We start from the raw sequence: 25,833 nt of genomic DNA on the forward strand, positions 1-25,833 counted from the left end.
AACTCAATCGTTTCGTCCTTACATGGACGAGGCGATTTTTTTATTTTTTAGGAGGAGAAATGATGACAAACTTACAGACAGAAGATTTTTCAAAATGGTATTTACAAACTATTCAAAAGGCTGATTTAATGGCTTATTCACCTGTACGTGGCTGTATTATTTTTAAACCAGACGGGTATGAATTATGGGAGCATATTCAAGAAGAATTCAATAAGTTCTTACGCTCGGAGGGGATTCGTAATGCGTATTTCCCAATGCTGATTCCCCAAAACTTCTTCCAAAAAGAAGAAGACCACATTGAAGGATTTGCCCCTGAGCTTCCTTGGGTGACTGAAGTAGGTTCTGAGAAATTGGAGGAACCCTTAGCATTACGTCCAACTTCTGAAACGATGATTGGTTCAGCATTCAGCGAGTGGATTAATTCTTATCGTGATTTGCCTTATGAGATTAATCAATGGGCAAACGTCTTTCGTTGGGAGAAAAAAACACTGCCTTTCTTGCGTACTTCTGAATTCTTATGGCAAGAAGGACATACTGCACATGAAAATGAAGAAGAAGCACGCGTACGTACAGAAAAAGTGTTGGAAGCTTATGCTGATTTGATTGAAAACTTTTTAGCTATTCCAGTCTATCGTGGACAAAAAACACCTTCTGAACGTTTTGCCGGAGCAGTAGATACGTATTCTGTTGAAGCGATGATGAAAGATGGAAAAGCGGTCCAAGCAGGAACTTCTCATTATATGGGAACAAAATTTGCAGAAGCATTTGATATTCGCTACCTCAATCGTGAGAACAAACACGTATACGCCCACACAACTTCTTGGGGGATTTCAACGCGTTTAATTGGTTCTCTCATCATGGTTCATGGTGACGAACAAGGATTAGTTTTCCCACCAAAAATTGCCCCTACGCAAATTGTATTAATTCCTGTAGGTCCATGGAAAAAAAATCCTGCAATTTTGGAAAAATTGACTGCACTAAAAACAGATCTTGTTGACAAAGGATACCGCGTACGTATTGATGATACCGATAACTCTGTCGGGTTTAAATTTAATGAATGGGAACTAAAAGGAGCTGCTATCCGTGTAGAGTGTGGTCCTCGTGATTTAGAAAATGAACAAGCTATGGTCAAAGTACGTGACTTAGATGAAAAAGTAGCCGTTCCATTCAACGAGCTAGAGCATCATCTCGATCGTGAGTTAACAGCCATGCAGACACGTCTTTTAGAGAATGCCCGCTTGCGAAACAAGGAAAATGAGCATTATGATATTGAAACACTAGACGAGTTAAAAGCACATATTGAAGCGTCTAAACAAGCAAATAAAACACCTGGCTTTGTTTTAATTGGATGGGATGGAAGCGAAGAGACAGAGAAACAAATTAAGGAAGAAACAGGATTCACTACACGAAATATTCCATTTGAAGTGCCTGTTGAAAAAACGGTTGACTTAGTTAGCGGAAAACCGGCCAAACATACTGTTTGGATTGCGCGTGCATATTAATATCCTATTGTACAAAATTTTTATGAAGTGCAGAAAGAAGGAGTTAGCTCCAGCATGATTCATACGTTGAAGATAATGAAAGTGAACAATAGGGGAGCCCTTTGATTCATATTTCAAACGTAGATGATGATGAGCTTCCTTCCCGCCATTTAGTATGATTTAAGGAAGTTAGGGCAGACCTTTTGTTTGTCCTAGCTTCTTTTTTGTTCAGTTTATTCCTCTATTTTTGTCAAATCATTCCAACATTTCCCCCTGTTTCAGTCGTTCTCATCCTTTGTTAAAATACCAAGAAAAATTTCCTCTTTTTCTTAAAATCAGGTAAGATAATGATAATCACTATCTAGTAAGGAGAATAAGATGAAAATTTTTTTAATTGAAGATGATGAAAAAATTCTTCGACTAGTTACTGCACAGTTAGAAAAATATGGGTATCAAGTCATCACACCAGAAAATTTCCAAACAATTACAGACACATTCACCAAAGAGCAGCCACAGCTTGTTTTGCTAGATGTCAACTTACCGTATTTTGACGGCTTTTACTGGTGTCGAAAAATTCGCGAAATTTCTATGGTGCCTATTTTATTTATTTCCTCACGTGACAGTAACATGGATCAGGTAATGGCGTTAGAATATGGCGCAGATGACTATCTCGTAAAACCATTTTCCTATGAAATACTCATCGCTAAAATTAAAAGTCTGTTAAGACGAGTCGGAGAATATACCCCTATACAAGAGGAGCGTACTTTTTTATGGGAGGGACTCACTTATTATCCAGAGAGATTAGAAATGAGCTATCAGGGAAAGACCGAATTACTGACAAAACGTGAGGGTGGACTATTAGATTTGCTTTTAACAGATACTCCTAAAATCGTTCGTAGAGAACAAATACTAAACAAACTATGGGATGATGAACATTTTGTTGATGATAATACGCTATCGGTCAATGTTACTAGATTAAGAAGAAAATTAGATTCACTGGGAATGACCAATGTCTTGCACACGATACGAGGACAAGGCTATCAGCTACGTAAGGAGTAAAAAATGAAACTATTTATCAGAGAAATTCGCATTCGCTTTAGTTTTCAACTGGGTTTAGTTGGTTCAATCCTTCTTCTTATTTGGCTGGATGGTTATCAAAATATCCGTTTGCTTTTTTACCTGTTCTTTTTAAGCCTTTTATTAATTTGTCTATATTGGGGACTTCACTATTACAATCAAAGAAAATTTTATAAAAAGCTGACGAATCCTCAACTGATATATACTGAATTAAATGAGCTGAAGACTCCTGTGGGCAAAGCACTCGATCAACTGTTTAAAAATCAATATAAAAGCTATTATCAAGAAACAACTTCACTAAAAATGACGCAAAAACAACAAAGAGAATTTATGGATTTGTGGATTCATCAAATGAAAACACCGTTAGCCGTCATTGAGCTTCTGTTACAAGAAGAGCCAGTAGATATAGAGAGCTTAGCCGAAGAAACAGACCGTTTAAATGACGGCTTAATGGTGGCATTAACAATGAGCCGCATCCAAAACTTACAAGATGATTTTGTGATAAAGCCTTTAGTTATCAGTGAGCTTGCAAAAAAAGTGATTCAAGAGCACAAACAAACCTTCATCCGCAGCCAAGTATATCCAAAACTTGAATTTCCCACAACTGTTCAAATACAAAGTGATCAAAAATGGTTACATTTTATTCTTTATCAGCTCTTATCCAACGCAATTAAATATTCAAAGGATGGTGGCGTGGTTACTATATATGGAGAAGAACGAAAAGACAGCTATGCCGTCGTAGTAAAAGATGAAGGAATAGGTATTCCTGAAGCAGACCTTCCTAAAATATTTCAGCCGTTTTTTACAGGAGAAAATGGGCGTAAGCAGCAAGAGGCTACTGGAATGGGGCTATATTTAAGTGAAAAAGCGGCAACAGATCTGGGTATTATCCTCTCTGTTGAATCAAAAATAGAGGTTGGAACCTCTGTCACACTTCTATTTTCAAACTGGACAATTATCAAATAGAGGTTAAAGTATAAAACCAAACAAAAGGGACAGTTATGAGACAAAATCAGAATTATCTACGTAAAAAGGGCGCATCCGTTTATCGCTTGCGCTCTTTAATCGTGGAAACAGAGACGATTTCTTCTGCCCCTGCTTCTTTTTTAGTCACAGCAAGAGTTTTTTTTTACTATTAATTTGAAATGAACCAAAGAGGCGTCTGGGTAGTGAATTAGGAATCGTTTGCGCTCTACTCATTTTTTTATACCAAACCTATAGCTAGCCTCTCTTTATTAATAAACATTCAAACATTTATGACAACTTTGTAAGATTTCTGACAAGTTTGCGCATAGGAGTTTTTTTTCATCTCTTGTAGACTAAAGGAAAGAAAAGGAGGAATGATCATGGCACTTTTAGAAGTAAAAGATGTATCTAAGGTTTATCAGGGATCTGTCCCTGTAGAGGTTCTTAAGCAAATCAGCTTAAAAGTCCAAGAAGGAGAATTTGTTAGCATCATGGGACCTTCCGGGAGCGGAAAAACAACGTTGCTGAATGTTATTGCAACGCTTGATACACCTACTGGAGGCAGTATCTTTATTGAAGGAGAAAATCCTCATCAATTTTCAAAAGAAAAAGTTGCGTCCTTCCGTAGACAAAAACTTGGATTTGTCTTTCAGAGCTACAATTTATTAGCGCCACTAACTGTAGAAGAAAATATTATGATGCCCCTCACACTAGATCGTGTCTCACCAAATGACATGCGCGAAAAAAGTGACCGTCTTCTCAAAGAGCTAGGCATTCAAAAGCTAGCTAAGAAACGTATCTATGAGCTCTCAGGCGGAGAATCTCAACGTGTCGCAATCGCACGTGCACTGATTCATGATCCTTCATTAATTCTTGCAGATGAACCTACAGGAAATCTAGACTCCAAATCTGCACGAACGGTTATGGAAATTTTGAGTCAAACAAATAAACAGAAAAAGGTAACAACATTGATGGTTACACACGATGCATTTTCTGCTAGTTATTCTGATCGTGTCGTTTTTATAAAGGATGGAAAATTTTTCAATGACATTTATTGCGGAAATAACCGTGAAGCATTTTATCAAAATATTTTAGCAGTTCTTGCACATTTAGGAGGGGCAAGCCATGACTTTCAAAACCCTCATCTTTCGTAATCTAACAAGAAATACTCGAAGCTATGGCGCCTATTTTTTCAGTAGTTTGTTCTCAGTCTTTGTATTTTTTATCTTTTCCTTATTATTTTATCACCCTCAGCTGGGAGATAGTATCCAAGCAAGCAGCGACACAATTAGTCAGTTTTCAAAAATTGGTCTACAGGTTTCACAAGTTGTAATCGTTCTTTTATCATTTATTTTTTTGTGGTATACATTTTCTGTGTTTCTTCATTCAAGAAAAAGAGACTTTTCTATTTACCTTACATTAGGCATGGGAAAAAGTGACTTAAAGAAGCTGATTTTCTTTGAAAATTTGGCATTAGGAACTATAGCGACAACATTGGGAACATTTTTGGGTCTTTTATTTTCAAAAGTAATATTACTTGTAAGTCAGAAACTACTTCATCTGACGGGGGGATTAAATTTTTATTGGCCTTGGAAAGCGATGATTCTTAGCTTTGTTGTTTTTTTCATCATTTTTGTCTGCATTTCCTTATTTAGTCTTTTTCGACTGCAAACAGAAGAACTAGCATCTATGGCAAAAGAAGAGGATAAAGGGCAACCTGAACCAAAAGTAAATGGCTTTTTCGCGCTATTAAGCTTTTTATTTATTGGTCTTGGTTATCTATCCGTCTCGTTATTTGCATCAGATGCGATTATTTCTGAGTATTCACTACTACTGCTTTTTTCTTGTGTTATCTGTACAATCATTGGTACGTTTCTTTTCTTTAGTCAAGGAAGCATCCTGATTTTAAAACGGTTGAAAAAGCACTCGTTATTTTTCAAAGGAACAAATATGTTAACGATTAGTGAACTGGTCTTTCGAATGAAAGATAATGCCATGATGTACTCACTTATTGCCATTGTTTCGTCTGTTGCTTTTGTAGGAATTGGGTTAACTGCTGTTTTGGGCAGCTCTGATTTTGGAAACACACAAGGAAATACGGCCGCTTACGTCTACGTTGGCTATGGATTATACGGCGAGGAAAATAACAAACAATCGGGAACCGATTACCATAAGAATAATTTAGCTTTTATCCGAAAAGAATTGAATAAAACTGGCGAACCGATTTTTGAAGACGAAGTAACTTATCTTTATTCACCTCTTCTTAGACCTAGTGGCTCAGAAATTCAATTATCCTTTCCAGTTATTTCACTAAGTGCGTATACAAAATTATCTAAAGGATTGAACTTACCAAAATTGACAATGCAAGACAACCAGGTATTCCTGTTCACCAATAGCAATTCTGATTTAAATACTGTAAAAAAACAAACAGAAGCACAACGTACTTCGGATTATTCGGCAAAGATAAATGAGAAAGACGAGGTACTTACAGTAACTAAAATCCCAGTAACGTTAAATCTTTCCATCTTGAATCTCTCTGTCGTTTCAGATACACTCTATAATCGTTTCCTAGAACATAATCAATCGGAAAACGACTCCTCAGTCTATCAAGTTGAGCTCTTTCATTTTGATAAGTGGATGGATTATCCGGAAATCGATAAAACAATTATGTCAGAAATGGAAAAACGGCAAGACAGCATTTCGTCTGATGATGAATCAAGTGAAGAGGAACAAGCACAAAAATATTTTATGGTTGATTCTTTGTATTCAACCTGGCAAAATGCACGGCAAGCAAATGGCTTGATCTTGATGATTGGTATTTTATTAGGCTCTGTTTTCTTCAGTTTTTCTGCATCTATTCTTTATTTCCGATTATTTGGAGATTTGGATAGAGATGGTAGGTATCATCGCTCGCTATACGTTTTGGGTGTTTCAGAAAAAGACCGACATACCATTGTTCGAAAAGAGATGCTATTAATGTATTTCCCACCTGTCGCTATGGCTATTGCTCATTTTGGGATTGCATTCTTGGCATTGACAACAATGATTGGACGAGATGCGACCTTCATTTGGCTCATTTATCTTAAAATTATTGGCATCTACTTTGTCTTTTTAGTGCTGTTTTATCTTATTTCTAAAGCACGTTATCTTAAACATTTAGACAAATTAGCAGAACCTATCCGTTAGTTCACTCTCTTAAAATAAACCGTCTTTGAAGACAATCAATACACATGAAGTGGGCAGGCAGAAAATCGCACGCTAAAAAATCATATAAAACAAAAAGCACGTGAAAATACGCTCATTTTTCATGTGCTTTTTGTTTTTTTTAACAAATGAAAGTCGTGACAAATGCATACTTTTCTATAAAGATGTAGTATAATTTTCAGCAGACAACGGCGTAAAGGGAGGAAAAATATGAAACCAACAACCTACGCAATTGTGGATATTGAAACAACTGGAACAAACCCGAAAGAAGATCGCATTATCCAGTTTGGCTGTGTGCTCGTTGAAAACGGGAAGATTGTGACTCGCTTTGCTACAGACGTCAATCCTAATCGAGTTGTTTCAAAACAAATACAAAGCTTAACTGGATTAAGCAATAGCCGTGTACAAAAAGCACCTTATTTTGAGGATATTGCCTTAACCATCTATAATTTATTAGCTGAAACGACATTTGTCGCCCACAATATTTATTTTGACTATACATTTTTAAATCACGAATTAGTTCGATGCGGCGTTCCTGAATTGACCATCCCGGGAATTGATACAGTCGAACTAGCGCAAATCTTTTTGCCTACTGAAACAAGCTTTCGTTTGGGAGACCTTGCGGAAAGTTTTGGCCTAATTCATGATAATCCGCACCAAGCTGATAGTGATGCACAGGTTACAGCGGAGCTCTTTTTAACCATAGAAGCACACATGAGAAGACTTCCTTTGATTACCATGGAGCAGATAGGAAAGTTAAGCGTCCTAACAGGTATGAATACAAGCCAGTACATCCATCAAATCACCGAATCTATGAGAAAAAATTCGTTACCACTTTCTGAGTCTCTACAGGTGGTAGATGGTCTTGCTTTACAAAAAAAAGATGTATCTCTATTCTCTGAAATACATTATGGAAAAAAAGAATTCCCTAAAAAAAAGGCAGAAAAACAACGTGTATTCCACGGAAAACTTACTTATCGAAAAGAACAAAGCCGACTGATGAATATGACCTTCGAGCATTTTTCATCAGAAAATCAATCAGAAAAAAATATTATGGTAGAAGCTGCGACAGGAATGGGGAAAACAATCGGGTATCTTTTTCCCTTAAGTTTCCTCGCTACACCTGAAAAACCAGCAATCATCAGTACTGTTTCTCTTCTTTTGCAAGAACAGATTCTCACAAAGGATATTCCTTTACTTAATCAGTTTTTAGAGCAGCCGATACAAGCAACCGTCGTAAAGAGCCAACGTCATTATATTGAGTTGCAGCGGTTTAAAGCTACATTGACCCAGCCTGTTGAGCAAAAACAATATGCACTTTATCAGATGAAAGTGCTTGTCTGGTTAACGCAAACAAAAACTGGTGACTTCGATGAACTGCACATGACCAATTTAAACCATGTATTTTGGCAAGAAATTCGACATCGCGGGATTTCATTTTTATCCGAAAAGCAATCTTTTTACAAAGAAGATTTTTTACGTCATTTATATAGACGAGTGGACCAAAGTAATTTTTTGATTGTCAATCATGCGTTTTTAACACAAGAATCGTTAAGAGAAGCTCCTTTACTTCCTAAAAGTGACTATCTTTTAATTGATGAAGCACATCATCTGCCTGAAATTGCGGAAAAAATTAGTGATCGCCAATTTGATTCTGTAAAATTCAAAAAACGAGTACAGCAAATAACTGAACCTTCTCAACTTTTCTCACAAGTAGCGAGTCTACTTTCAGATGAAGAATCTAGTCTTCGATTAGTGAACTTGTATCAACAAGAGCTAGAAGAGTTGGTAGAGGAGCAGACAGACTTTTTCCATGAGCTTTATGAAGTCATTTCTTTGACAGCTGAAAAAGAAGAAATCGTTGTCTTTAAAGAACAGCTTGATGATCTATCTATAGAGGCAGAACGAACGATTGAGCGGTTAACTCTCTATTATCGAGAAATCCTTTCTCTTCAAGATCAGCTAATGATGATTTTAGAACCAAAACAATCAGTTTGGGTAAATAAAGAGCGGATTATTTTTGCACAGCTTTTCTCTTTGTTTGATTCGATGAAGCAACAAGCAAAAACAGTGAGTCTCTGGCTCAATCATTGGGAAAAACAATTCGTCCACTGGGTAGTCCCTTCAAAGAATCGTCAAGGAGGAACGCTGCACATTCATGATTTTGATGCCGCGTTATTACCAAAAACTAAGTGGTATAACCGATATAAAAAGATTATGTATATGGGAGGAACCTTGAAAATTGGTGCAAACAGGAGCTACTTTTCTAAACGATTAGGTATTCCTGATACTTCTCTTAAAGTGATTCCTACGCCGTATGATTATGAAGAGCAAGCACGTCTTTATATTCCAACACAAGGCATTTCAGTCACAGACTCTAGTTCATACGAATATACGCGCTACCTTTCTACCATTATTAGAGAACTAGCACAGCAGGAAAATCGTTCAATTCTTGTTTTATTCACATCCCATGATAGTTTGCAACGAGTCTATTATCAGCTGCATGAGGAATTTTTAAATCAGGGAAGAGAACTTTTAGCTCAAGGGATTACTGGCAGCCGGGAAAAACTGCTAAAACGATTCTCCCTTTCTAGCAACAGCTTATTATTTGGCGCAGATAGTTTTTGGGAGGGAATTGATTTGCCTGGTGATGTCCTTCAAGTGGTGGTTGTTACTCGTCTGCCTTTTGATAATCCAAAGCGTCCCTTAATCCGAGCAAGAAATGAATTCTTACAAGCAGAAGGAACCAATGCCTTCTATCAAGAATCGGTTCCGCGTGCTGCATTGAAGCTAAGACAAGCATTAGGACGGTTAATTCGTACAGAAACAGATAAAGGCGTTCTCATCTTGTTAGATCGACGCTTTCTAACTGCAAAGTACAGCAACCGTCTGCAAAAAGCACTACCAAAAAAACTACCAATTAAAGAGCTGCCTATAAATGAAATACTTACAGATATTCAACAATTCTTAAAGAAAACAAAAGAATAAACTACGCTTGAACTGACGATTTTTAGCGGGATATCTGCTATAATGGAAACCGAGTTATTCTCGTACATTTATTGCATCTAAAAAATATAAAAAGGAGCGCCATTCGTGAAAAATGAGGCAAAAACTGAGCAACGCGTAGGCATTGTTTTAATTTCTATTATCGTTTTATTGTTAACGATAATCGTCCTAGCTTCCGTCTTTTATATCCGTTCCAATCGACCAATGGCGCAAGCAAAAGCCGAAGCAACTGAAATTGCTGAGAAGTATGCAAATATTAAAACGGTCGATAAATTTTATTGGTTCACTAGAAAAGAAACCTACTTTAGTATATTAGGAAAAGATGACACAAACAAAGAGGTTGCTGTTATCATTCCTAAATCGGGGGATAAAGTAAAAGTGGTGAATCAAAAAGATGGATTATCACAAAATCAAGCAGAACAGCTTGTCTTAAGTGAACAGCCAAAAGAATCTATTCTTAAAAGTAGTCTAGGTCTATATGAAAAGGAGCCTGTCTGGGAAATTGTGACAGAAAATTCTAAAGGGGACTTAACCTACTACTTGATTTCTTTTAGTGACGGAAAAGAAGTACACGTCATTAAAGATGTTTAAAAATGAAGGAGAGAGGGTTTTGTATGAAAATCTCACAACGTGCTGAACAGCTAGAGCCATCCGTAACTTTAGTTGCAGCAGCAAAAGCAAAAGCATTAAAAGCACAAGGGTTGGATATTTTGAGTTTAACGGTAGGGGAGCCAGACTTTGCTACACCGGAAAATATTCAAGAAGCAGCAATTAAAGCCATTAAGAATGGCAACGCCAGCTACTACACACCAACTGCTGGAATTCCCGAGTTAAGACAAGCTATTGTATCCTATCTTCAAGAAAACTATGGATTAACCTATAAGACGACTCAGACCATTGTAACGGATGGAGCAAAATTTGCTTTATACACATTATTTCAAGCAATCCTGGACGCAGGTGATGAAGTAATCATTCCAGTTCCTTATTGGGTAAGTTATGGAGAGCAGGTAAAATTAGCACAGGGAACACCTATTTTTGTAAACTGTAAAGAAAGCAATCATTTCAAGGTAACTGTTGACCAGTTGGAAGAAGCCTATTCAAGTCGAACAAAGGCAATCATTATCAATTCTCCTTCAAATCCGACAGGAATGATTTACACCAAAGAAGAATTAACCGAAATTGGAAACTGGGCAGTTGAAAAAGATATTTTAATTATTGCCGATGATATTTATGGTCGTTTAGTTTATAATGGAAATGAATTTACGCCGATTGCAACAATTTCTGAAGCAATTCGCAAACAAACGATTATCATCAATGGAGTATCAAAAACCTATGCGATGACTGGCTGGAGAATTGGTTACGCAGTTGGAGATGAGACCATTATTCAAACGATGGTTGACATCGCTTCACAATCAACAAGTAATCCAACAGCTGTTAGTCAATATGCCGCAGTAGAAGCACTTTTGGGCGAACAAGATACCGTTGAAGAGATGCGTGTCGCTTTTGAAAACCGACTCAATAAATTTTATCCACTGATTGAAGCCTTACCGGGTGTCCGTATAGAAAAACCTCAAGGCGCATTTTATCTTTTTCCAAATGTAAAAGAAACCATAGCTATTTGCGGTTACGAAAATGTGACAGATTGGGTGGATGATTTATTAGAAGAAGCACAAGTCGCTTTAATCACTGGGGAAGGCTTTGGCTCGGATGAACATGTTCGAATCAGTTATGCAACGAACCTTGGGATTTTAGAAGAAGCTGTTGACCGAATTGCTGCATTTATTGAACGTAAACGAAAAGCGTAAAAACTAAGCTCGGGATGGCTAGATAGAAATAGAATGGAGAGACATACGTGGAACAAATTCAAATTATTGACGCCAAACATCATGTTGGCGAAACTGTGAAAATTGGTGCTTGGGTGGCTAATAAACGCTCAAGCGGAAAGATTGCCTTCTTACAATTGAGAGATGGTACAGCTTATTTCCAAGGAATTGTTGTGAAAAATGAAGTTGGAGATGACATGTTCCAGCTTGCTAAAAATTTACACCAAGAAACTTCTATTTGGCTAACTGGCGAAATTAGAGAAGATAGCCGTTCTAAATTTGGTTATGAAATTGGAATTGCCTCAATTGAAGTCGTTGGCGAAAGCCAAGACTACCCAATCACACCTAAAGAACATGGAACAGACTTCTTGATGGACCACCGTCATTTATGGCTGCGTTCTTCTCGTCAACATGCAATTATGCAAATTCGTAATGAAATTATTCGTGCAACTTACGAATTTTTCAACAATAATGGGTTTACCAAAGTTGATCCGCCAATTTTAACAGGTTCAGCACCAGAGGGAACGACTGATTTGTTTGAGACAAATTATTTTGATCAAAAAGCATATCTTTCTCAAAGTGGACAGTTGTATATGGAAGCTGCCGCTATGGCTTTTGGTAAAGTATTCTCATTTGGACCAACGTTCCGTGCGGAAAAATCGAAAACACGTCGTCATTTAATTGAATTTTGGATGATTGAACCCGAAATGGCCTTCATGCATCAAGAACAAAGTTTAGAGGTGCAAGAACAATATGTAGCTTTCTTAGTGCAAAATGTTTTAGACAATTGCGATTATGCACTAGATGTCTTGGAACGTGATAAAGAACTATTGAAAAAATATACACAGCTTCCATTCCCTCGTATTACCTATGATGATGCAGTGGAATTATTAAAGAAAAACGGATTTGATGATATTGAGTGGGGCGATGATTTTGGTTCTCCGCATGAAACATTTATTGCGAACTCATTTGAAAAACCAGTCTTTATCTTAAACTATCCAAAAGCAATTAAACCATTCTACATGAAACCACATCCAACACGTGAAGATGTTGTCATTTGTGCAGATATGATTGCACCAGAAGGCTATGGAGAAATTATTGGCGGTTCTGAGCGTGCAACAGATTACGAATTTTTATTAGAACAAATTCGTGCACAAGGATTAGATGAAAATGAATATTCTTGGTATTTAGATTTACGTAAATATGGTTCTGTTCCTCACTCAGGATTTGGACTAGGATTGGAACGTACCGTTACTTGGCTATCTGGTATTGAACATGTTCGTGAAGCCATTCCATTCCCACGTTTACTAAATCGTATTTATCCATAATGAACGATGCGAAGGGCACCTATTTTGGGTGTCCTTTTTTTGATATTAAATTTTCACAAACATTGGAATGCCTTTCTCATCAAGCTTTCTAGTAGTCTTCGTTAGAGTGGTGCGCTCATAAATTTCGAAAAAAAGAAACCATCTTAGGAAGATATATACTTATTAAAAATAAAGTTCTATTCTCTATTGAATCCTTTTTCTCTTGTGTCATAATAATAGAAAAAGGGGGAGAGTCACTGTGAATACACCTGATTTTATCAAACAAAAAAAGAGACAGCGGTTCTTATTTATTGGAGACAGTATTACCGATGTCGGACGTGATCGTGAAAATTTTTATGATTTAGGTCATGGATATCCGTTTTTAATTGCCTCTATATTAGCCAAAGAACTACCAGACTATGATATTGAGTGCTTAAACAGGGGGATTGGCGGTAATAAAATCAATGATTTACAAGAACGTTGGCAAGAAGACTGTTTATCACTTAAACCAGATGTCGTAACTATGCTTATTGGAATAAATGATACCTGGCATCATACTGCTTCTGATGAATTTGGTAGTAAAAAGGAGGCACAAAGATTTGAATCTAGTTATCGTCAGTTACTAGAGCAATTAAAACAATCAACAGATGCAACCATTGTTTTGATGGAGCCTTTCGTTTTACCCTATCCAGAAGATCGCCGTACATGGCGGAAAGATTTGGATCAAAAAATTCAAATTATCCGCACATTAGCAGAAGAGTATCAGACAATCTTTGTCCCGCTAGATGGAAAATTAAATGCGTTAGGAATTGCTTATGGGCATTCACATTATACAGGAGAGGATGGGGTTCATCCGACACTTGCTGGACATGCAGAAATTGCAGAAAGTTGGTTACAAGCGACTCATTTTAAATAAATTTAAAAAGGTACATGAAATTAACGTTCACCCTTTGTGGGTGCTTCTCTTCGCTAATTTCACGTACCTTTATTGTTTGTCCGTTTTAAAAAATAATATTGTCTTTAATGACTTCTAAATCTTTGATTAAAATCTTCCGGTTACACATTTCAATCGCATCCATGTCTTTTAACTGCTGCATCATTCGATTAACGCTGCTAGCTGAAGAAATCCCACAAAAATGAGCAATTTCTTCATTGGTTACCACAAAATCGATTAGATATCCGTCTTCTGTTTTCACACCAAAAGTATCATACAATTCATATATTTGCGTACAAACTGCACCGAATTTCCCATTCATCAGCATTTGCTGCATCTTTTTCATTGAATGGACGAGACAAAAACGATAATAGTCTTTCACATATCCTTGTAAATCAGCGCTTTGATTCACATCACGCCAAAACTGAACACGATCAATCTTGTACAGTTCCGCTTCATCTGATTCCACTCGGATATTAAAAGGCGCATCTGTAATTTGAGAATACTCGTCTTTTAACAATGAAACAATTTCCAATTCATTAATGTAGCGCAAATTAAACTCTCGACCATCTCGTGAGATGACGCTTGTTTTGATAATGCCATCTTTTAATATGTAGACATATCTATCTTGTAAGCCTTCATAGGTCAAGTATTTTTTCTTTAGTTTTACAACGACAGGGAATGAATGTTTTTCCAAGTATTCTTGCAACACCCGATTGTCCATTCCTGCAAACCTCCATTCTCTAACGTACCGATTCTTTATTTTACCACAAAATAAAAAAATTATTGTTTTCATGAAATAAATAATTCAATCTATTTAACCGAATTACTCCCCAAAGAGCAACGACAAAAGAGAACAACATTTGTTGTTGCTTTTTGTTGTTTAGCTATGATGATTCATTTTCACATTCACAAATCTAAATTTTTTTCTAAATGAAACATAGTATAGTAATAACCGTAGAAAATTTCACAGATGTTTTCACAACAATTATAATTGGAGGAACTGCAATGGTTGAACAAACGAAAGAAAAATTATTTAATAAAGGATTTATAAGCATCACCCTGATCAACTTTGTTGTATATCTTGTTTATTATTTACTGATGGTAATTATTGCAGTCATTGCACAAGATAATCTACATGCAACTCTTGGACAAGCTGGTCTTGCATCAGGAATTTATATTATCGGAACACTATTTGCACGTCTGTTTATGGGAAAAACACTTGAATTAGTGGGAAGAAAAGCAGTCTTACGATATGGTGCACTTTTTTATTTAATTACGACGGTTGCCTATCTTTATATCCCAAGCATTTCTGTTTTATACCTGATTCGTTTACTAAATGGATTTGGTTACGGGGCGGTATCCACTGCAACAAATGCCATCGTTACGGCTTATATTCCAAAAGCGCGTTATGGTGAAGGAATTAATTATTATGGCTTAAGTACCAGCCTAGCCGCTGCAATTGGTCCATTTATCGGAATGATTTTATTAAACTATACAAATTTCTATTTCATCATTTCGTTTTCTATTGTTCTTATTCTTTTGACAACTGTAGCATCTTTTATCTTCCCGGTAAAAAATATTCAGCTTTCAGAAGAACATCGTGCAATGCTTAAAAAATGGAGTATTGACAGCTTTATCGAAAAACGTGTCCTTTTTATTTCATTTATTGGATTTTTGATGGGCTTATCTTACTCAAGTGTTCTAGCATTTCTTTCATCTTATGCAAAGGTCATTGATCTAGTCAGCACGAGTTCATTTTTCTTTGTTATTTATGCATTAGTTATCACGGTGACTCGGCCTATGTCAGGGAAAATATTTGATACGTATGGTGAAAATTATGTTATCTATCCAAGCTATCTATTTTTAACACTTGGTTTATTCTTACTAAGTATTACGACCAACAGTTGGATGCTTTTAGGATCTGGCGCTCTTATAGGTCTTGGTTATGGAACCTTTATGTCAAACGGACAAGCAATCTGCCTAAAAACAGTAAAAGATTCACATCGTGTGGGGATTGCTTTATCTACTTACTTCATTGGGCTTGATTTAGGGTTAGGGGTTGGACCTTACCTATTAGGAGAGCTTAGAAGTGTTCTTTCTTTCCAAGGTATTTACCTTGTAGCAGGAATTCTTCCTGTTATCTGTATTCTGCTTTATAAATTCTTCTATCATCCAAAATCTGATGCACAGCAAGTGAATACAGAACAAGTTACCATAGAATCAATTGAGGAGTGAGTGAAATGAATACAGAAACACAAATTATTGAAGTATTAGAACAAGCGTTGACAAAACTAGATGAAGTTTGTACGAAGCTAAGCAAAATTGAAGGAAATACCCATTCAATTGAAGTCCGACAAGACTCTTTAAGCAACGGACTAAAGCAATTAGAAAGCTCCGTCAGAAACGATAATTTTATTGGCTAATTCATTGAACAATGATTATTTACTTCCTTATTCTCTTCAATTTTAGAGTAGGGAAGTTTTTTTATTTTCCCAGTAAATAAATCGTTTCGCACTTGATTTGTTTTTTATCTCTCGAAAAGATTAAAATATACATTTTTTTCCTATTTTTCGATGAAAAATACATGGCTCAAAAATGGGAACAGACTAAAATAATCCTCAAACAAAATAACCTATTATTGCTACTTAATGGGAAAATGATTATTATTACATAGTCAATTATATATGATAGAAAAACAAAAGGAGAAATTTGATGAACGAAAAACAATTGCGTTGGTTTACCGTCGCCTTAATTGCCTTCAACATGGTGTGGGGAATGGGAAATGTGGTAAACAATTATGCACAACAAGGAATTTCAGTTGTCACTTCATGGCTGTTGATTCTTGCAATTTATTTTGTCCCTTACGCTTTGATTGTTGGACAACTAGGCTCTGCTTTTAAAGATAGTCCCGGGGGAGTAAGCTCATGGGTAGAAAATACAACCATGAACAAACGACTAGCCTACTATGCGGCATGGACGTATTGGGTAGTGCATATTCCTTATCTTGCTCAAAAACCACAAGCAATCTTAATTGCCTTAGGATGGGCAGTTCAAGGAAATGGAAATATTGTAAACACGATGTCTGTACAGATTGTTGCTATTATTTCTTTAGTTATTTTTCTAGCGTTTCTATATTTATCTACAAAAGGATTGTCTACATTAAAGGTCATCGGTGGATTAGCCGGGACGGCGATGTTTGTAATGTCTATCCTATTTATTCTTTTAGCTGTCACCGCACCATTTATTAATTCAACCGTTGAATTTGCAACACCTAACATGACACAAGTAAAAACGTATATTCCAACTTTTGACTTTACGTATTTTACTACGGTTTCCATGCTAGTGTTCGCAGTTGGTGGAGCTGAGAAAATATCTCCTTATGTAAATGCAACAAGAAATCCTGCAAAAGAATTTCCTAAAGGAATGATTTTTCTAGCAGCGATGGTAGGGGTTTGTGCAGTTTTGGGCTCTGTTGCTATGGGGATGCTTTTTGCCAGCGACAACATGCCAAAAGATTTAATGGCTAATGGAGCCTACGCAGCATTCCAAATCCTAGGAAACTACTATGGTATTGGAAACACATTAATGATTATCTACGCGTTAACAAATATGGTCGGACAAATCTCCGCACTAGCCTTTTCAATTGATGCGCCTCTACGCATTTTACTTGCAGATGCAGATCCAGATTTCGTTCCAAATTGGTTAAGAAAACGTACGCCAAAAGGGACATTAATTAATGGATATGTGTTAACAGGTATTCTCGTAAGTATCATTATCTTATTGCCAATTTTGGGGATTCAAGATATGAACGAGCTAGTAAAATGGCTAACGAACCTGAACTCTGTAGTTATGCCAATGCGTTACCTTTGGGTATTCTTTGCGTACATGATGTTAAATAAAGCGTACAAAAAATTTACTTCTGAATACAAATTTGTAAAAAATCCAAAAGTTGGCTTTATCTTTGGTGCTTGGTGTTTCTTCTTTACAGCAGTTGCTTGTATTTTAGGAATGGTGCCAAAAGTAGAATATGCAGCAAGTCCAAAAGCTTGGTGGTTCCAATTAATTTCAAATATTGTTACACCAATTGTCTTAATTCTTTTAGGTATGATTTTGCCTGCAATTGCACGACGAGACAAACAAAAAGCGTTAAATACTGAGAAATAAAGAAAGAAAAGGTCATTCATGAACTAGCTTGTCTAGTATGAATGGCTTTTTTTTTGCTGAAAAACGTGGGTGGATAAAGAGAGTGGAAGGAGAGCCTCCTTCAAATCATATATGAATAGAGAATAATTTAGTTATGCGCCGTAAACTACTTAGTTTTAGTTGAAAAACTGCTAAACAAAAAATACAGCTAGTTGGTTTTTTCCAATTAAAAGAACGATGATTGAAAGTAATTCATCCGTGAAATAAAAGAGCGTTAGCCAACAGAAATAGGCTATCTCTCAATTTTTTTGTTAAATAGAATAGTTTTTAAACATTTCTCTTGACCTTTATCGTTTACAGTTGTAAACTGATTAAGAATTAAAGATTACAAACGTAAACGAAAAAGAGGTGAATCATATGAATACAACCGTTGAGCCTATAAAAATAAGTGATTCTGAATGGGAGGTCATGCGAGTTATCTGGACGCTAGATGCTGTTACCGCACAAGAGATTAGTAATATTTTAGCTGAATCTATGGATTGGAAACCTGCCACAGTCAAAACATTACTCGGTCGCTTAGTAAAAAAAGAGATTATTTGGACGGAACAGGAAGGAAAAAAATTTATTTACCATCCACTTGTTTCAGAAACAGCGACCGTCCGAAGTGCTACTGAAAATTTATTCTCGCATATCTGTGCAAAAAAAGTAGGGGAGACAATTGCCGATTTGGTTTCTGAAGCGTCTTTAACTAAAGAAGATATTCAACTAATCTTAGAAGAATTAGAAAAAAAAGAACCCGTAGCGTCCATTCAATGTAACTGTATTCCGGGACAATGTCACTGCAATAAATAATAAAAAACTATCTATTTAGGAGGAAATAATGATGAAACAGAATTTTTCAATTAAAGGTATGAGCTGTAATCACTGCGTAGCAAAAGTAGAGGATAGTATCAATCAATTACCAGGTATTCAAAAGGTAAAAATTAATCTAAAAAAAGAATCAGGAACTGTAAAATTTGATGAGTCACTTGTGGATGCACAAAAAATTGCAACAAAGGTTACAGAAATTGGTTATGCAACTGAGGTGATGTAACATGTCTTCAGCAGCAAAAATGGAAACATTTGTCATTACAGGAATGACTTGTGCAAACTGTTCGGCTCGAGTAGAAAAAGAACTCAATGCACAGCCCGGTGTTGTTTCTGCAACGGTGAATCTCGCTACTGAAAAAGCGACTGTTCAATACCAAGAAACGACCCCTTCTGAGTTAATTCACAGTGTTGAAGCCATCGGATATGGAGCGATTGTCTTTGATGAAGCGCACAAACAAGAAATTGAAAAAGAAAAAGAGAACTACATCAAAAAAATTAAATTCGATTTACTTCTTAGTGCATTACTGACCGCCCCTTTGATGATTGCCATGATTGCTTCTTTATTAGGAAGTAATGCCGCTTGGGTACAATTTTTCCATAACCCTTGGGTACAGCTTGTACTGGCTACACCTGTTCAATTTTACATTGGTGCCCGCTACTATAAAGGTGCTTATCATGCACTAAAAACAATGGCGCCCAATATGGATGTATTGGTGGCTATGGGAACAACTGCTGCTTATCTATTAAGTATTTACAATGGCTTTTTCGGTCATAATCACATGGATCTTTATTTTGAAAGCAGCGCAATGATTATCACTTTGATTTTATTAGGTAAATTTTTAGAAACGAATGCAAAAGCAAAAACAGGAAACGCAATTAAACAACTAATGGCTCTCCAAGCAAAAACAGCAACAGTCATTAGAAATGGACAAGAAATAAGTATCCCTATTGAAGAAGTAGGTTTAGGCGAACTTATTCAAGTGCGTCCCGGTGAGCAAATTCCAGTAGATGGGATTTTAATTTCTGGAACAAGTGCTGTTGACGAAAGTATGTTAACAGGAGAAAGTCTGCCTGTCGAAAAAAAAGCAGATGATGTTTTATTTGGTGGAACAGTCAATACAAACGGAAGCTTACGAATGCAAGCAACAAAGGTGGGCCAGGATACGATTCTTTCAAAAATCATTCGGATGGTGGAAGAAGCGCAAGGAACGAAAGCCCCAATTCAACAAATTGCTGATAAAATTTCGGGAATATTCGTCCCAACTGTTTTAGTCGTAGCCTTAGCCACTCTTTTATTAACAGGTTTTATTACGGGTGATTGGCAAACGGCATTGATTCACAGTGTATCTGTTTTGGTCATCGCATGTCCATGTGCTTTAGGTCTTGCTACACCCACAGCAATCATGGTGGGAACAGGCTTAGGTGCAAAAAAAGGGATTTTAATCAAAGGTGGCGAAGCGTTGGAAGCTGCCACACATATCACAAGTATTATTCTTGATAAAACAGGTACCATAACTGTTGGAAAACCAAGTGTGACAGATTATCATGAAATTAGCGACGATACATTAGCCATCTTTACATCGTTGGAAAATGATTCTGAGCATCCTTTGGCAAAAGCAATTGTTGCCTATGGAAAACAACAACAAGTCATCACACACACAGTCTCCAATTTTACAGCTTTACCTGGTGCAGGAATTCAAGGGGATATAGGTGGGATTACCTATTACGCAGGAACTAGAAAACTCTTAGAAAGTAAAGCAATTGATTATTCAGAGGTTGAAGCACAAGCAGTTACTTGGGAAAGCCAAGGAAAAACTGTGATGTTTTTGGCAGATAGTCAATCCTTACTTGCGATGATTGCTGTATCAGATCAAGTGAAATCTTCTTCAAAAGAAGCAATACAAAAATTGAAAGAACGCAATGTATCTGTCTACATGTTGACAGGGGACAATAGAACTGCAGCGGAATTTATCGGCCAACAAGTTGGGTTAAGCCCAGAACATATTTTTGCAGAAGTCTTACCTGAAGATAAAGCAAATTATGTGGCTAAGCTACAAGAAAGTGGCGAATTTGTCGGAATGGTCGGGGATGGAATCAATGATGCACCCGCTCTAGCGCTGGCAAATGTCGGAATTGCGATGGGCAGCGGAACAGATATTGCGATGGAAACAGCAGATGTGACACTGATGAACAATGATTTAGTCTATGTAGAAAAAATGATTCACTTATCACAAGCAACGCTGTCAAAAATCAAACAAAATTTATTCTGGGCGTTCATCTATAATACTGTCGGGATTCCATTTGCCGCATTAGGGTTTTTAAATCCTATTGTTGCAGGAGCAGCTATGGCATTTAGTTCTGTCAGTGTACTAATTAACTCACTCAGCTTAAACCGTAAGAAAATCTAGGAAGAAGGGATTTCTATGACAGATAATAAACAATCAAAACAAGTAGACCCGACAACCAACTCTATGAAAGAACATTCTTCGACAAAACAGATAGAGCAAAGAACAAATCATATGTCCCACCCGGACATGAATCATGAGGGACACGACATGAGCAATATGAATCACTCTCACATGAATCATGAGGAACACGACATGAGCGGTATGGATCACTCTCATATGAATCATGAGGAACACGACATGAGCAATATGGATTCTCATATGAATCATAGTGAACATGACATGAGCGGTATGGATCACTCTCATATGAATCATAGTGAACATGACATGAGCGGTATGGATCACTCTCATATGAATCATAGCGGACACGACATGAGCAGTATGGATCACTCCATGCATATGGGGAATTTCAAACAAAAATTCTGGCTGTCACTTATTGTTGCGATTCCCATCATTGTTCTCTCACCCATGATGGGAATTCGACTACCATTTCAATTTACATTCCCAGGCTCAGAGTGGCTGGTTCTTATCTTAGCAAGTTTTCTATTTTTCTATGGTGGTCAGCCTTTCTTATCCGGTGCAAAAATGGAGCTTAAACAAAAAAGTCCTGCAATGATGACTTTAATTGCAATGGGGATTTCCGTCTCTTATATTTATAGTCTGTATGCATTTGTGATAAATACATTTACTACTCAAACACATGTAATGGACTTCTTTTGGGAACTTGCAACACTGATTGTCATCATGCTGTTGGGACATTGGATTGAAATGAATGCTGTTTCAAATGCAAGCAATGCCTTACAAAAATTAGCTGAGCTTCTACCGGATACTGTAAAACGTATTAAAAAAGATGGTCAGGAGGAAGAGATTCCTCTTCAAGACGTCCAGTCTGGTGATATCTTAATCGTGCGCTCAGGAGACAAGATGCCTGCTGACGGACAAATCATTAAAGGCAGTACCACTGTTGATGAATCTGCAGTCACTGGTGAATCTAAAGGCATTCAAAAAAACATTGGAGACGATGTTATTGGCGGCTCTGTCAATGGAAGCGGCATGATTCAAGTACGCGTTACCGGAACAGGAGAAAATGGCTATCTTGCACAAGTGATGGAGATGGTCAAACGAGCACAAAGCGAAAAATCAAAACTAGAAAGCTTATCTGACAAGGTTGCAAAATGGTTATTTTACATTGCTTTAGTTGCTGGTGTATCTGCTTTTATTGTCTGGTGGGCAGTCACAGATTTAGCTACTGCATTAGATCGAATGGTCACTGTCTTTGTTATTGCCTGTCCACATGCATTAGGGTTAGCGATTCCTTTAGTCATCGCACGTTCAACTTCAATTGCAGCAAAAAATGGTCTCCTTTTAAAAAATCGGAACGCATTAGAACAAGCGAATCAAATGGACGTCATCATGTTGGATAAAACAGGAACGCTTACTGAAGGGAAATTCACCGTTACTGGACTTGAACTCTTTACTTCAGAGATTTCAAAAACAGAAGCTTTTCGTTATATTGGTGCATTAGAAGCCAACGCGAATCATCCGCTAGCCATCGGAATCATGGCCTATTTAAAAGAACAGACAATTACGCCTTATGAGGTACATGAATTGACAAACCTTTCTGGTATTGGTCTTGAGGGGCTTGTACAAGGAAAAACGGTTCGCATCGTCAATGAAGGAGAAGTCCTTCGACAAAAATATCCATTTGATTCTTCAGTAACAAAGAAATATAAAGAACAGGGCAACACCATTAGCTATTTAGTTATCGATCAGGTCTTAATTGCTTTGATTGCTTTAGGTGATGAAATCAAACCAGAGGCAAAACAATTTATTCAATCGCTCAAAGAAAAAAATATCCTTCCTGTCATGTTAACAGGGGACAACAAAACAGCAGCCGCTGCTGTAGCAGGATACCTTGGAATGGATACGTATTATGGTGAACTATTACCCGAAGATAAAGAAAAAATTGTTCGCAGCTATTTAGAGGAAGGAAAACGTGTGATGATGGTGGGAGATGGAATCAATGACGCGCCTAGTCTCGCTCGAGCAACCGTAGGGATAGCGATTGGTGCAGGAACAGATGTAGCTATTGACTCTGCAGATGTCGTCCTAACAAACAGTAATCCTGAAGATATTTTGCATTTCTTAAACTTATCAAAACAAACACGGAAAAAAATGATTCAGAATCTTTGGTGGGGAGCTGGATACAATATATTCGCTATTCCACTTGCAGCAGGTGTACTAGCACCTGTGGGGATCATTTTAAATCCTGCTGTAGGCGCAATCTTGATGTCACTTAGTACCATTGTTGTGGCAATTAATGCAATGACGTTAAAAATTAAAAAGTAGCTTTCCCATTAGCTAAATACGTTAAAAACAGTGAAAAATTTTTTCTTCCAGAAGTTTTTCACTGTTTTTTTACCTACAATAATGACTCTGGAATCTGCCAATATTAAAGATGCAAGCGCATTATTTTTATGCTATTTTTATAACGAGAGAGGTGATAAAATGGATTGGATTTCTTTTTTAGAAAAAAGGTATCAACAAAACTTGCATATCCTCATTTATATGAAAGAAAATAAATTTACACTGCACGAGCTAGCTAAGCACTTTCACTGGCATCAAAAAACTTTAAAAAAGAAACTGATGGCTATTGATTACGCATATCCTCAGGTCACTTTATGTCAAAATAATAAAATTTTTTATTGGCAATATCAAAACGGTGCTTCGATTCATCAAATATTTGCAGATACATTTTCAAAAAGTGCATTATTTAGTATGCTTTCCCAAGCTGCATGGGGGATTTCTGAGCATTCAGAGTTCACTCATCATCAATATAACCAATTAAATCATACTTTATTTTCTTTTGGCTTCTTTATCCAGGAAAATGAGCGTCTCTTATTAGGCAACGAGGGAGCAATCCGCAAGTTCCTATTTGAATTTGCTCGTGATTTTCCTCATCTGTGCCCGAAAGATATTCAGGCGACTCTAAGCCAATCAACAACAAATTCTTTTGAACTATCAGAACGTTTGATGACGAAAATTATCTTTTTTCGGCAAGCATTTGACTCTCCATCACTTCCAAAGCTATGCTGGGTATTAGCAAAAAAAGCGCCTCATTTTTCCTTATTTCAAGCAGACCACTCAAGCCTTCGCCTTGAAGAATGTCTTTATTTATATTTTTTTCTCCATTCTGATGAGTCTATTAATTTTCCTAACCCGATATTTCCCTATACATTAGAAGATATCTATCCTGTATTTCCTGAAATGAAGCAATGGTTTCTCTTGATTCAACACGTATTCCCCGAATTTTCTGATTTACATAAGCAATCATTTTTGATTATTGCATTACTCCAGCGACTAATTTGTCGTGCTCTGTATACCAATACTTTTTTAACAGACTACGAGAAAGAAAAAATTTATCAGAAGCTGCTGAACCATCCTAAAATGCTGCATCGTCTGGAAAAAATTTCAGAGCGTCAACCACATTTCTTTACAAAAAATACAGAAGATAAAAAATCACAGGTTATTTACAACTATCAAATGATTGCCACCATATTGTCCTCTCAAGAGATTGAAATGCCCATACACATCTGTTTGCTGTTAAAGCAGTCTGAAAATAATTTAAAAAGCCTTCAACAAGCAATTCAGCATCATTTTTCTTTATTTCATGCTGTCAGAGTCTCCATACATCTTGGAAATAAAGTCCCCAGCTATGCAGACATCTGCGTGACAGATTATTTTATTTTAGAGAACTCTTCAAAAAAGAAACTTACAACCATCTTTTCTTCATCCTTATTTTTTGAAGAGCTTATCTTGGAACTAACATCTGTTATTTTACAATTAGAAAAAAATAGACAAAGAAAGAATAAGAAAATACTGAACCACACCGACAAGCTGTGATATAATAGTTTCTGTCAATGCGAGGAGGAGAAACGAATGGAACTCAAAAAGCTAGATGTTCCCACATCTTCTATCACAGAAGTGAAGAAATCACCAATGGATGTATTTAACCAAGCTAGAGAAGCGGGTACAGGTGTTTATGTTTTCAATAGAGAGAAGATTGCAGGAGTCATGCTCACAAAAGAACAGTATGAAACACTCTTACAGGAGCTTCAACGTCGTCCTGAGCCTGAACCAGAACTTCCAATAGCAGAAGAATTAGAGGGGTTAGCAACCATCTTGCATCAAACATTGGTCAACGGTGCAACTATTTCTGCGAAAAACTTGGATGAGCGCATGGTCGCCCTTGGCTTCATTACGAAGAAGACTGGATTTGGTGGCGTAAATGACATGATGCATGAGCTAAACGAATCAGGTAAAATCATCTATCAATTAAGAAAAAAGAATAACCATAAAATGATTCTTGCAGAAGTAATTGGCGAACAAGATGGTCAGTCACAACTATTTGATAAGCTAATCATCAAAAAAGTGTATTTAAGGGAATTATAAAACTAAAATGTAGTAGGAGGCTGAGACGTAACTAGTTAAGTTATGTCCTGCTCTCCTATTTTTTTCAAATAATTTGCTCAAAAATGAACAAAATTTAATATGATTTTTGGCAAAAAACAAGCAAATCCCAAACAATAATTTCTTTCAACTTGATATAATTCG

The 25,833-nt window shown here is 36.7% G+C and carries 21 protein-coding genes; 20 read left to right on the plus strand and 1 reads right to left on the minus strand.

From position 1 onward, the window contains the following. Nucleotides 1-62 precede the first annotated feature (62 nt). The 11 genes from proS to I589_RS05680 all read left to right on the plus strand — a co-directional run bounded on the left by proS (nt 63) and on the right by I589_RS05680 (nt 13,780). Entirely contained in the window at nt 63-1,502 is a 1,440-nt protein-coding gene (proS, locus tag I589_RS05635) for a proline--tRNA ligase (protein ID WP_010769082.1), read from the plus strand. A 357-nt stretch (nt 1,503-1,859) separates the two neighbouring features. Then, nucleotides 1,860-2,540, plus strand: coding sequence for a response regulator transcription factor (locus I589_RS05640; protein ID WP_010769081.1), 681 nt, complete (start codon nt 1,860-1,862; stop codon nt 2,538-2,540). Nucleotides 2,541-2,543: 3 nt separating this feature from the next. After that, on the plus strand, nt 2,544-3,524 hold the full coding sequence (locus tag I589_RS05645; protein ID WP_010769080.1) for a sensor histidine kinase: 981 nt from the start codon (nt 2,544-2,546) through the stop codon (nt 3,522-3,524). 35 nt (nt 3,525-3,559) lie between these two features. Then, nucleotides 3,560-3,697, plus strand: a complete 138-nt coding sequence (locus I589_RS18295) for a hypothetical protein (RefSeq protein ID WP_155854206.1) — start codon at nt 3,560-3,562, stop codon at nt 3,695-3,697. 207 nt (nt 3,698-3,904) lie between these two features. Beyond that, nucleotides 3,905-4,678, plus strand: a complete 774-nt coding sequence (locus I589_RS05650) for an ABC transporter ATP-binding protein (protein ID WP_010769079.1) — start codon at nt 3,905-3,907, stop codon at nt 4,676-4,678. Next, nucleotides 4,650-6,710 (plus strand): ABC transporter permease, encoded by a 2,061-nt coding sequence (locus I589_RS05655; protein ID WP_010769078.1) that lies wholly within the window; start codon nt 4,650-4,652, stop codon nt 6,708-6,710. Before I589_RS05650 ends, I589_RS05655 begins: the two co-directional genes overlap by 29 nt. Before the next feature lie 228 nt (nt 6,711-6,938). Next, a complete protein-coding gene (locus I589_RS05660; RefSeq protein ID WP_010769077.1) occupies nt 6,939-9,716 on the plus strand; it encodes a helicase C-terminal domain-containing protein in 2,778 nt (925 codons plus the stop codon). Nucleotides 9,717-9,821: 105 nt separating this feature from the next. Next, the gene (locus tag I589_RS05665; protein ID WP_010769076.1) at nt 9,822-10,325 is read left to right on the plus strand and encodes a cell wall elongation regulator TseB-like domain-containing protein; all 504 of its coding nucleotides are present in this window, start codon (nt 9,822-9,824) and stop codon (nt 10,323-10,325) included. A gap of 23 nt (nt 10,326-10,348) precedes the next feature. Further along, nucleotides 10,349-11,539: a pyridoxal phosphate-dependent aminotransferase gene (locus I589_RS05670; protein ID WP_010769075.1), complete on the plus strand. Its 1,191-nt coding sequence runs from the start codon at nt 10,349-10,351 to the stop codon at nt 11,537-11,539. 47 nt (nt 11,540-11,586) lie between these two features. Further along, a complete protein-coding gene (gene asnS / locus I589_RS05675; RefSeq protein ID WP_010769074.1) occupies nt 11,587-12,885 on the plus strand; it encodes an asparagine--tRNA ligase in 1,299 nt (432 codons plus the stop codon). A 238-nt stretch (nt 12,886-13,123) separates the two neighbouring features. After that, nucleotides 13,124-13,780, plus strand: a complete 657-nt coding sequence (locus I589_RS05680) for an SGNH/GDSL hydrolase family protein (protein WP_010769073.1) — start codon at nt 13,124-13,126, stop codon at nt 13,778-13,780. 85 nt (nt 13,781-13,865) lie between these two features. Here the strand turns inward: I589_RS05680 and I589_RS05685 are convergent, their stop codons facing one another. Then, entirely contained in the window at nt 13,866-14,522 is a 657-nt protein-coding gene (locus I589_RS05685) for a Crp/Fnr family transcriptional regulator (RefSeq protein WP_010769072.1), read from the minus strand. A gap of 284 nt (nt 14,523-14,806) precedes the next feature. On the opposite strand from I589_RS05685, the gene I589_RS05690 reads away from it, so the two are divergent. The 9 genes from I589_RS05690 (at nt 14,807) to I589_RS05730 (ending at nt 25,671) form a co-directional block, all read left to right on the plus strand. Next, nucleotides 14,807-16,036, plus strand: coding sequence for an MFS transporter (locus I589_RS05690; RefSeq protein WP_010769071.1), 1,230 nt, complete (start codon nt 14,807-14,809; stop codon nt 16,034-16,036). 5 nt (nt 16,037-16,041) lie between these two features. Then, nucleotides 16,042-16,224: a hypothetical protein gene (locus tag I589_RS05695; RefSeq protein WP_010769070.1), complete on the plus strand. Its 183-nt coding sequence runs from the start codon at nt 16,042-16,044 to the stop codon at nt 16,222-16,224. 289 nt (nt 16,225-16,513) lie between these two features. Next, entirely contained in the window at nt 16,514-17,965 is a 1,452-nt protein-coding gene (locus I589_RS05700) for an APC family permease (RefSeq protein WP_010769069.1), read from the plus strand. Between the two features lie 396 nt (nt 17,966-18,361). Then, nucleotides 18,362-18,796: a CopY/TcrY family copper transport repressor gene (locus tag I589_RS05705; protein WP_010769068.1), complete on the plus strand. Its 435-nt coding sequence runs from the start codon at nt 18,362-18,364 to the stop codon at nt 18,794-18,796. A gap of 31 nt (nt 18,797-18,827) precedes the next feature. Further along, entirely contained in the window at nt 18,828-19,037 is a 210-nt protein-coding gene (copZ, locus tag I589_RS05710; RefSeq protein WP_034684424.1) for a copper chaperone CopZ, read from the plus strand. A 1-nt stretch (nt 19,038) separates the two neighbouring features. After that, nucleotides 19,039-21,222, plus strand: a complete 2,184-nt coding sequence (locus I589_RS05715) for a heavy metal translocating P-type ATPase (protein WP_010769066.1) — start codon at nt 19,039-19,041, stop codon at nt 21,220-21,222. A gap of 237 nt (nt 21,223-21,459) precedes the next feature. Continuing rightward, nucleotides 21,460-23,568: a heavy metal translocating P-type ATPase gene (locus I589_RS05720; protein WP_139242875.1), complete on the plus strand. Its 2,109-nt coding sequence runs from the start codon at nt 21,460-21,462 to the stop codon at nt 23,566-23,568. Nucleotides 23,569-23,727: 159 nt separating this feature from the next. Continuing rightward, nucleotides 23,728-25,122 (plus strand): hypothetical protein, encoded by a 1,395-nt coding sequence (locus tag I589_RS05725; protein WP_010769064.1) that lies wholly within the window; start codon nt 23,728-23,730, stop codon nt 25,120-25,122. Between the two features lie 36 nt (nt 25,123-25,158). Next, nucleotides 25,159-25,671, plus strand: a complete 513-nt coding sequence (locus tag I589_RS05730) for a hypothetical protein (protein WP_010769063.1) — start codon at nt 25,159-25,161, stop codon at nt 25,669-25,671. Nucleotides 25,672-25,833: the final 162 nt, after the last annotated feature.

This window comes from Enterococcus phoeniculicola ATCC BAA-412, from assembly GCF_000407505.1.
Lineage (GTDB): Bacteria > Bacillota > Bacilli > Lactobacillales > Enterococcaceae > Enterococcus_K > Enterococcus_K phoeniculicola.

What these genes read in the sequence shown, in the direction of transcription:
- I589_RS05640 (WP_010769081.1), top strand. Translation starts at nt 1,860, where the DNA reads ATGAAAATTTTTTTAATTGAAGATGATGAAAAAATTCTTCGACTAGTT.
- copZ (WP_034684424.1), top strand. Translation starts at nt 18,828, where the DNA reads ATGAAACAGAATTTTTCAATTAAAGGTATGAGCTGTAATCACTGCGTA.
- I589_RS05720 (WP_139242875.1), top strand. Translation starts at nt 21,460, where the DNA reads ATGAGCAATATGGATTCTCATATGAATCATAGTGAACATGACATGAGC.
- I589_RS05660 (WP_010769077.1), top strand. Translation starts at nt 6,939, where the DNA reads ATGAAACCAACAACCTACGCAATTGTGGATATTGAAACAACTGGAACA.
- I589_RS05725 (WP_010769064.1), top strand. Translation starts at nt 23,728, where the DNA reads ATGGATTGGATTTCTTTTTTAGAAAAAAGGTATCAACAAAACTTGCAT.
- I589_RS18295 (WP_155854206.1), top strand. Translation starts at nt 3,560, where the DNA reads ATGAGACAAAATCAGAATTATCTACGTAAAAAGGGCGCATCCGTTTAT.
- I589_RS05715 (WP_010769066.1), top strand. Translation starts at nt 19,039, where the DNA reads ATGTCTTCAGCAGCAAAAATGGAAACATTTGTCATTACAGGAATGACT.
- I589_RS05645 (WP_010769080.1), top strand. Translation starts at nt 2,544, where the DNA reads ATGAAACTATTTATCAGAGAAATTCGCATTCGCTTTAGTTTTCAACTG.
- I589_RS05690 (WP_010769071.1), top strand. Translation starts at nt 14,807, where the DNA reads ATGGTTGAACAAACGAAAGAAAAATTATTTAATAAAGGATTTATAAGC.
- I589_RS05705 (WP_010769068.1), top strand. Translation starts at nt 18,362, where the DNA reads ATGAATACAACCGTTGAGCCTATAAAAATAAGTGATTCTGAATGGGAG.
- I589_RS05730 (WP_010769063.1), top strand. Translation starts at nt 25,159, where the DNA reads ATGGAACTCAAAAAGCTAGATGTTCCCACATCTTCTATCACAGAAGTG.
- I589_RS05670 (WP_010769075.1), top strand. Translation starts at nt 10,349, where the DNA reads ATGAAAATCTCACAACGTGCTGAACAGCTAGAGCCATCCGTAACTTTA.
- proS (WP_010769082.1), top strand. Translation starts at nt 63, where the DNA reads ATGACAAACTTACAGACAGAAGATTTTTCAAAATGGTATTTACAAACT.
- I589_RS05655 (WP_010769078.1), top strand. Translation starts at nt 4,650, where the DNA reads ATGACTTTCAAAACCCTCATCTTTCGTAATCTAACAAGAAATACTCGA.
- I589_RS05650 (WP_010769079.1), top strand. Translation starts at nt 3,905, where the DNA reads ATGGCACTTTTAGAAGTAAAAGATGTATCTAAGGTTTATCAGGGATCT.
- I589_RS05695 (WP_010769070.1), top strand. Translation starts at nt 16,042, where the DNA reads ATGAATACAGAAACACAAATTATTGAAGTATTAGAACAAGCGTTGACA.
- I589_RS05700 (WP_010769069.1), top strand. Translation starts at nt 16,514, where the DNA reads ATGAACGAAAAACAATTGCGTTGGTTTACCGTCGCCTTAATTGCCTTC.
- I589_RS05685 (WP_010769072.1), bottom strand. Translation starts at nt 14,522, where the DNA reads ATGGACAATCGGGTGTTGCAAGAATACTTGGAAAAACATTCATTCCCT.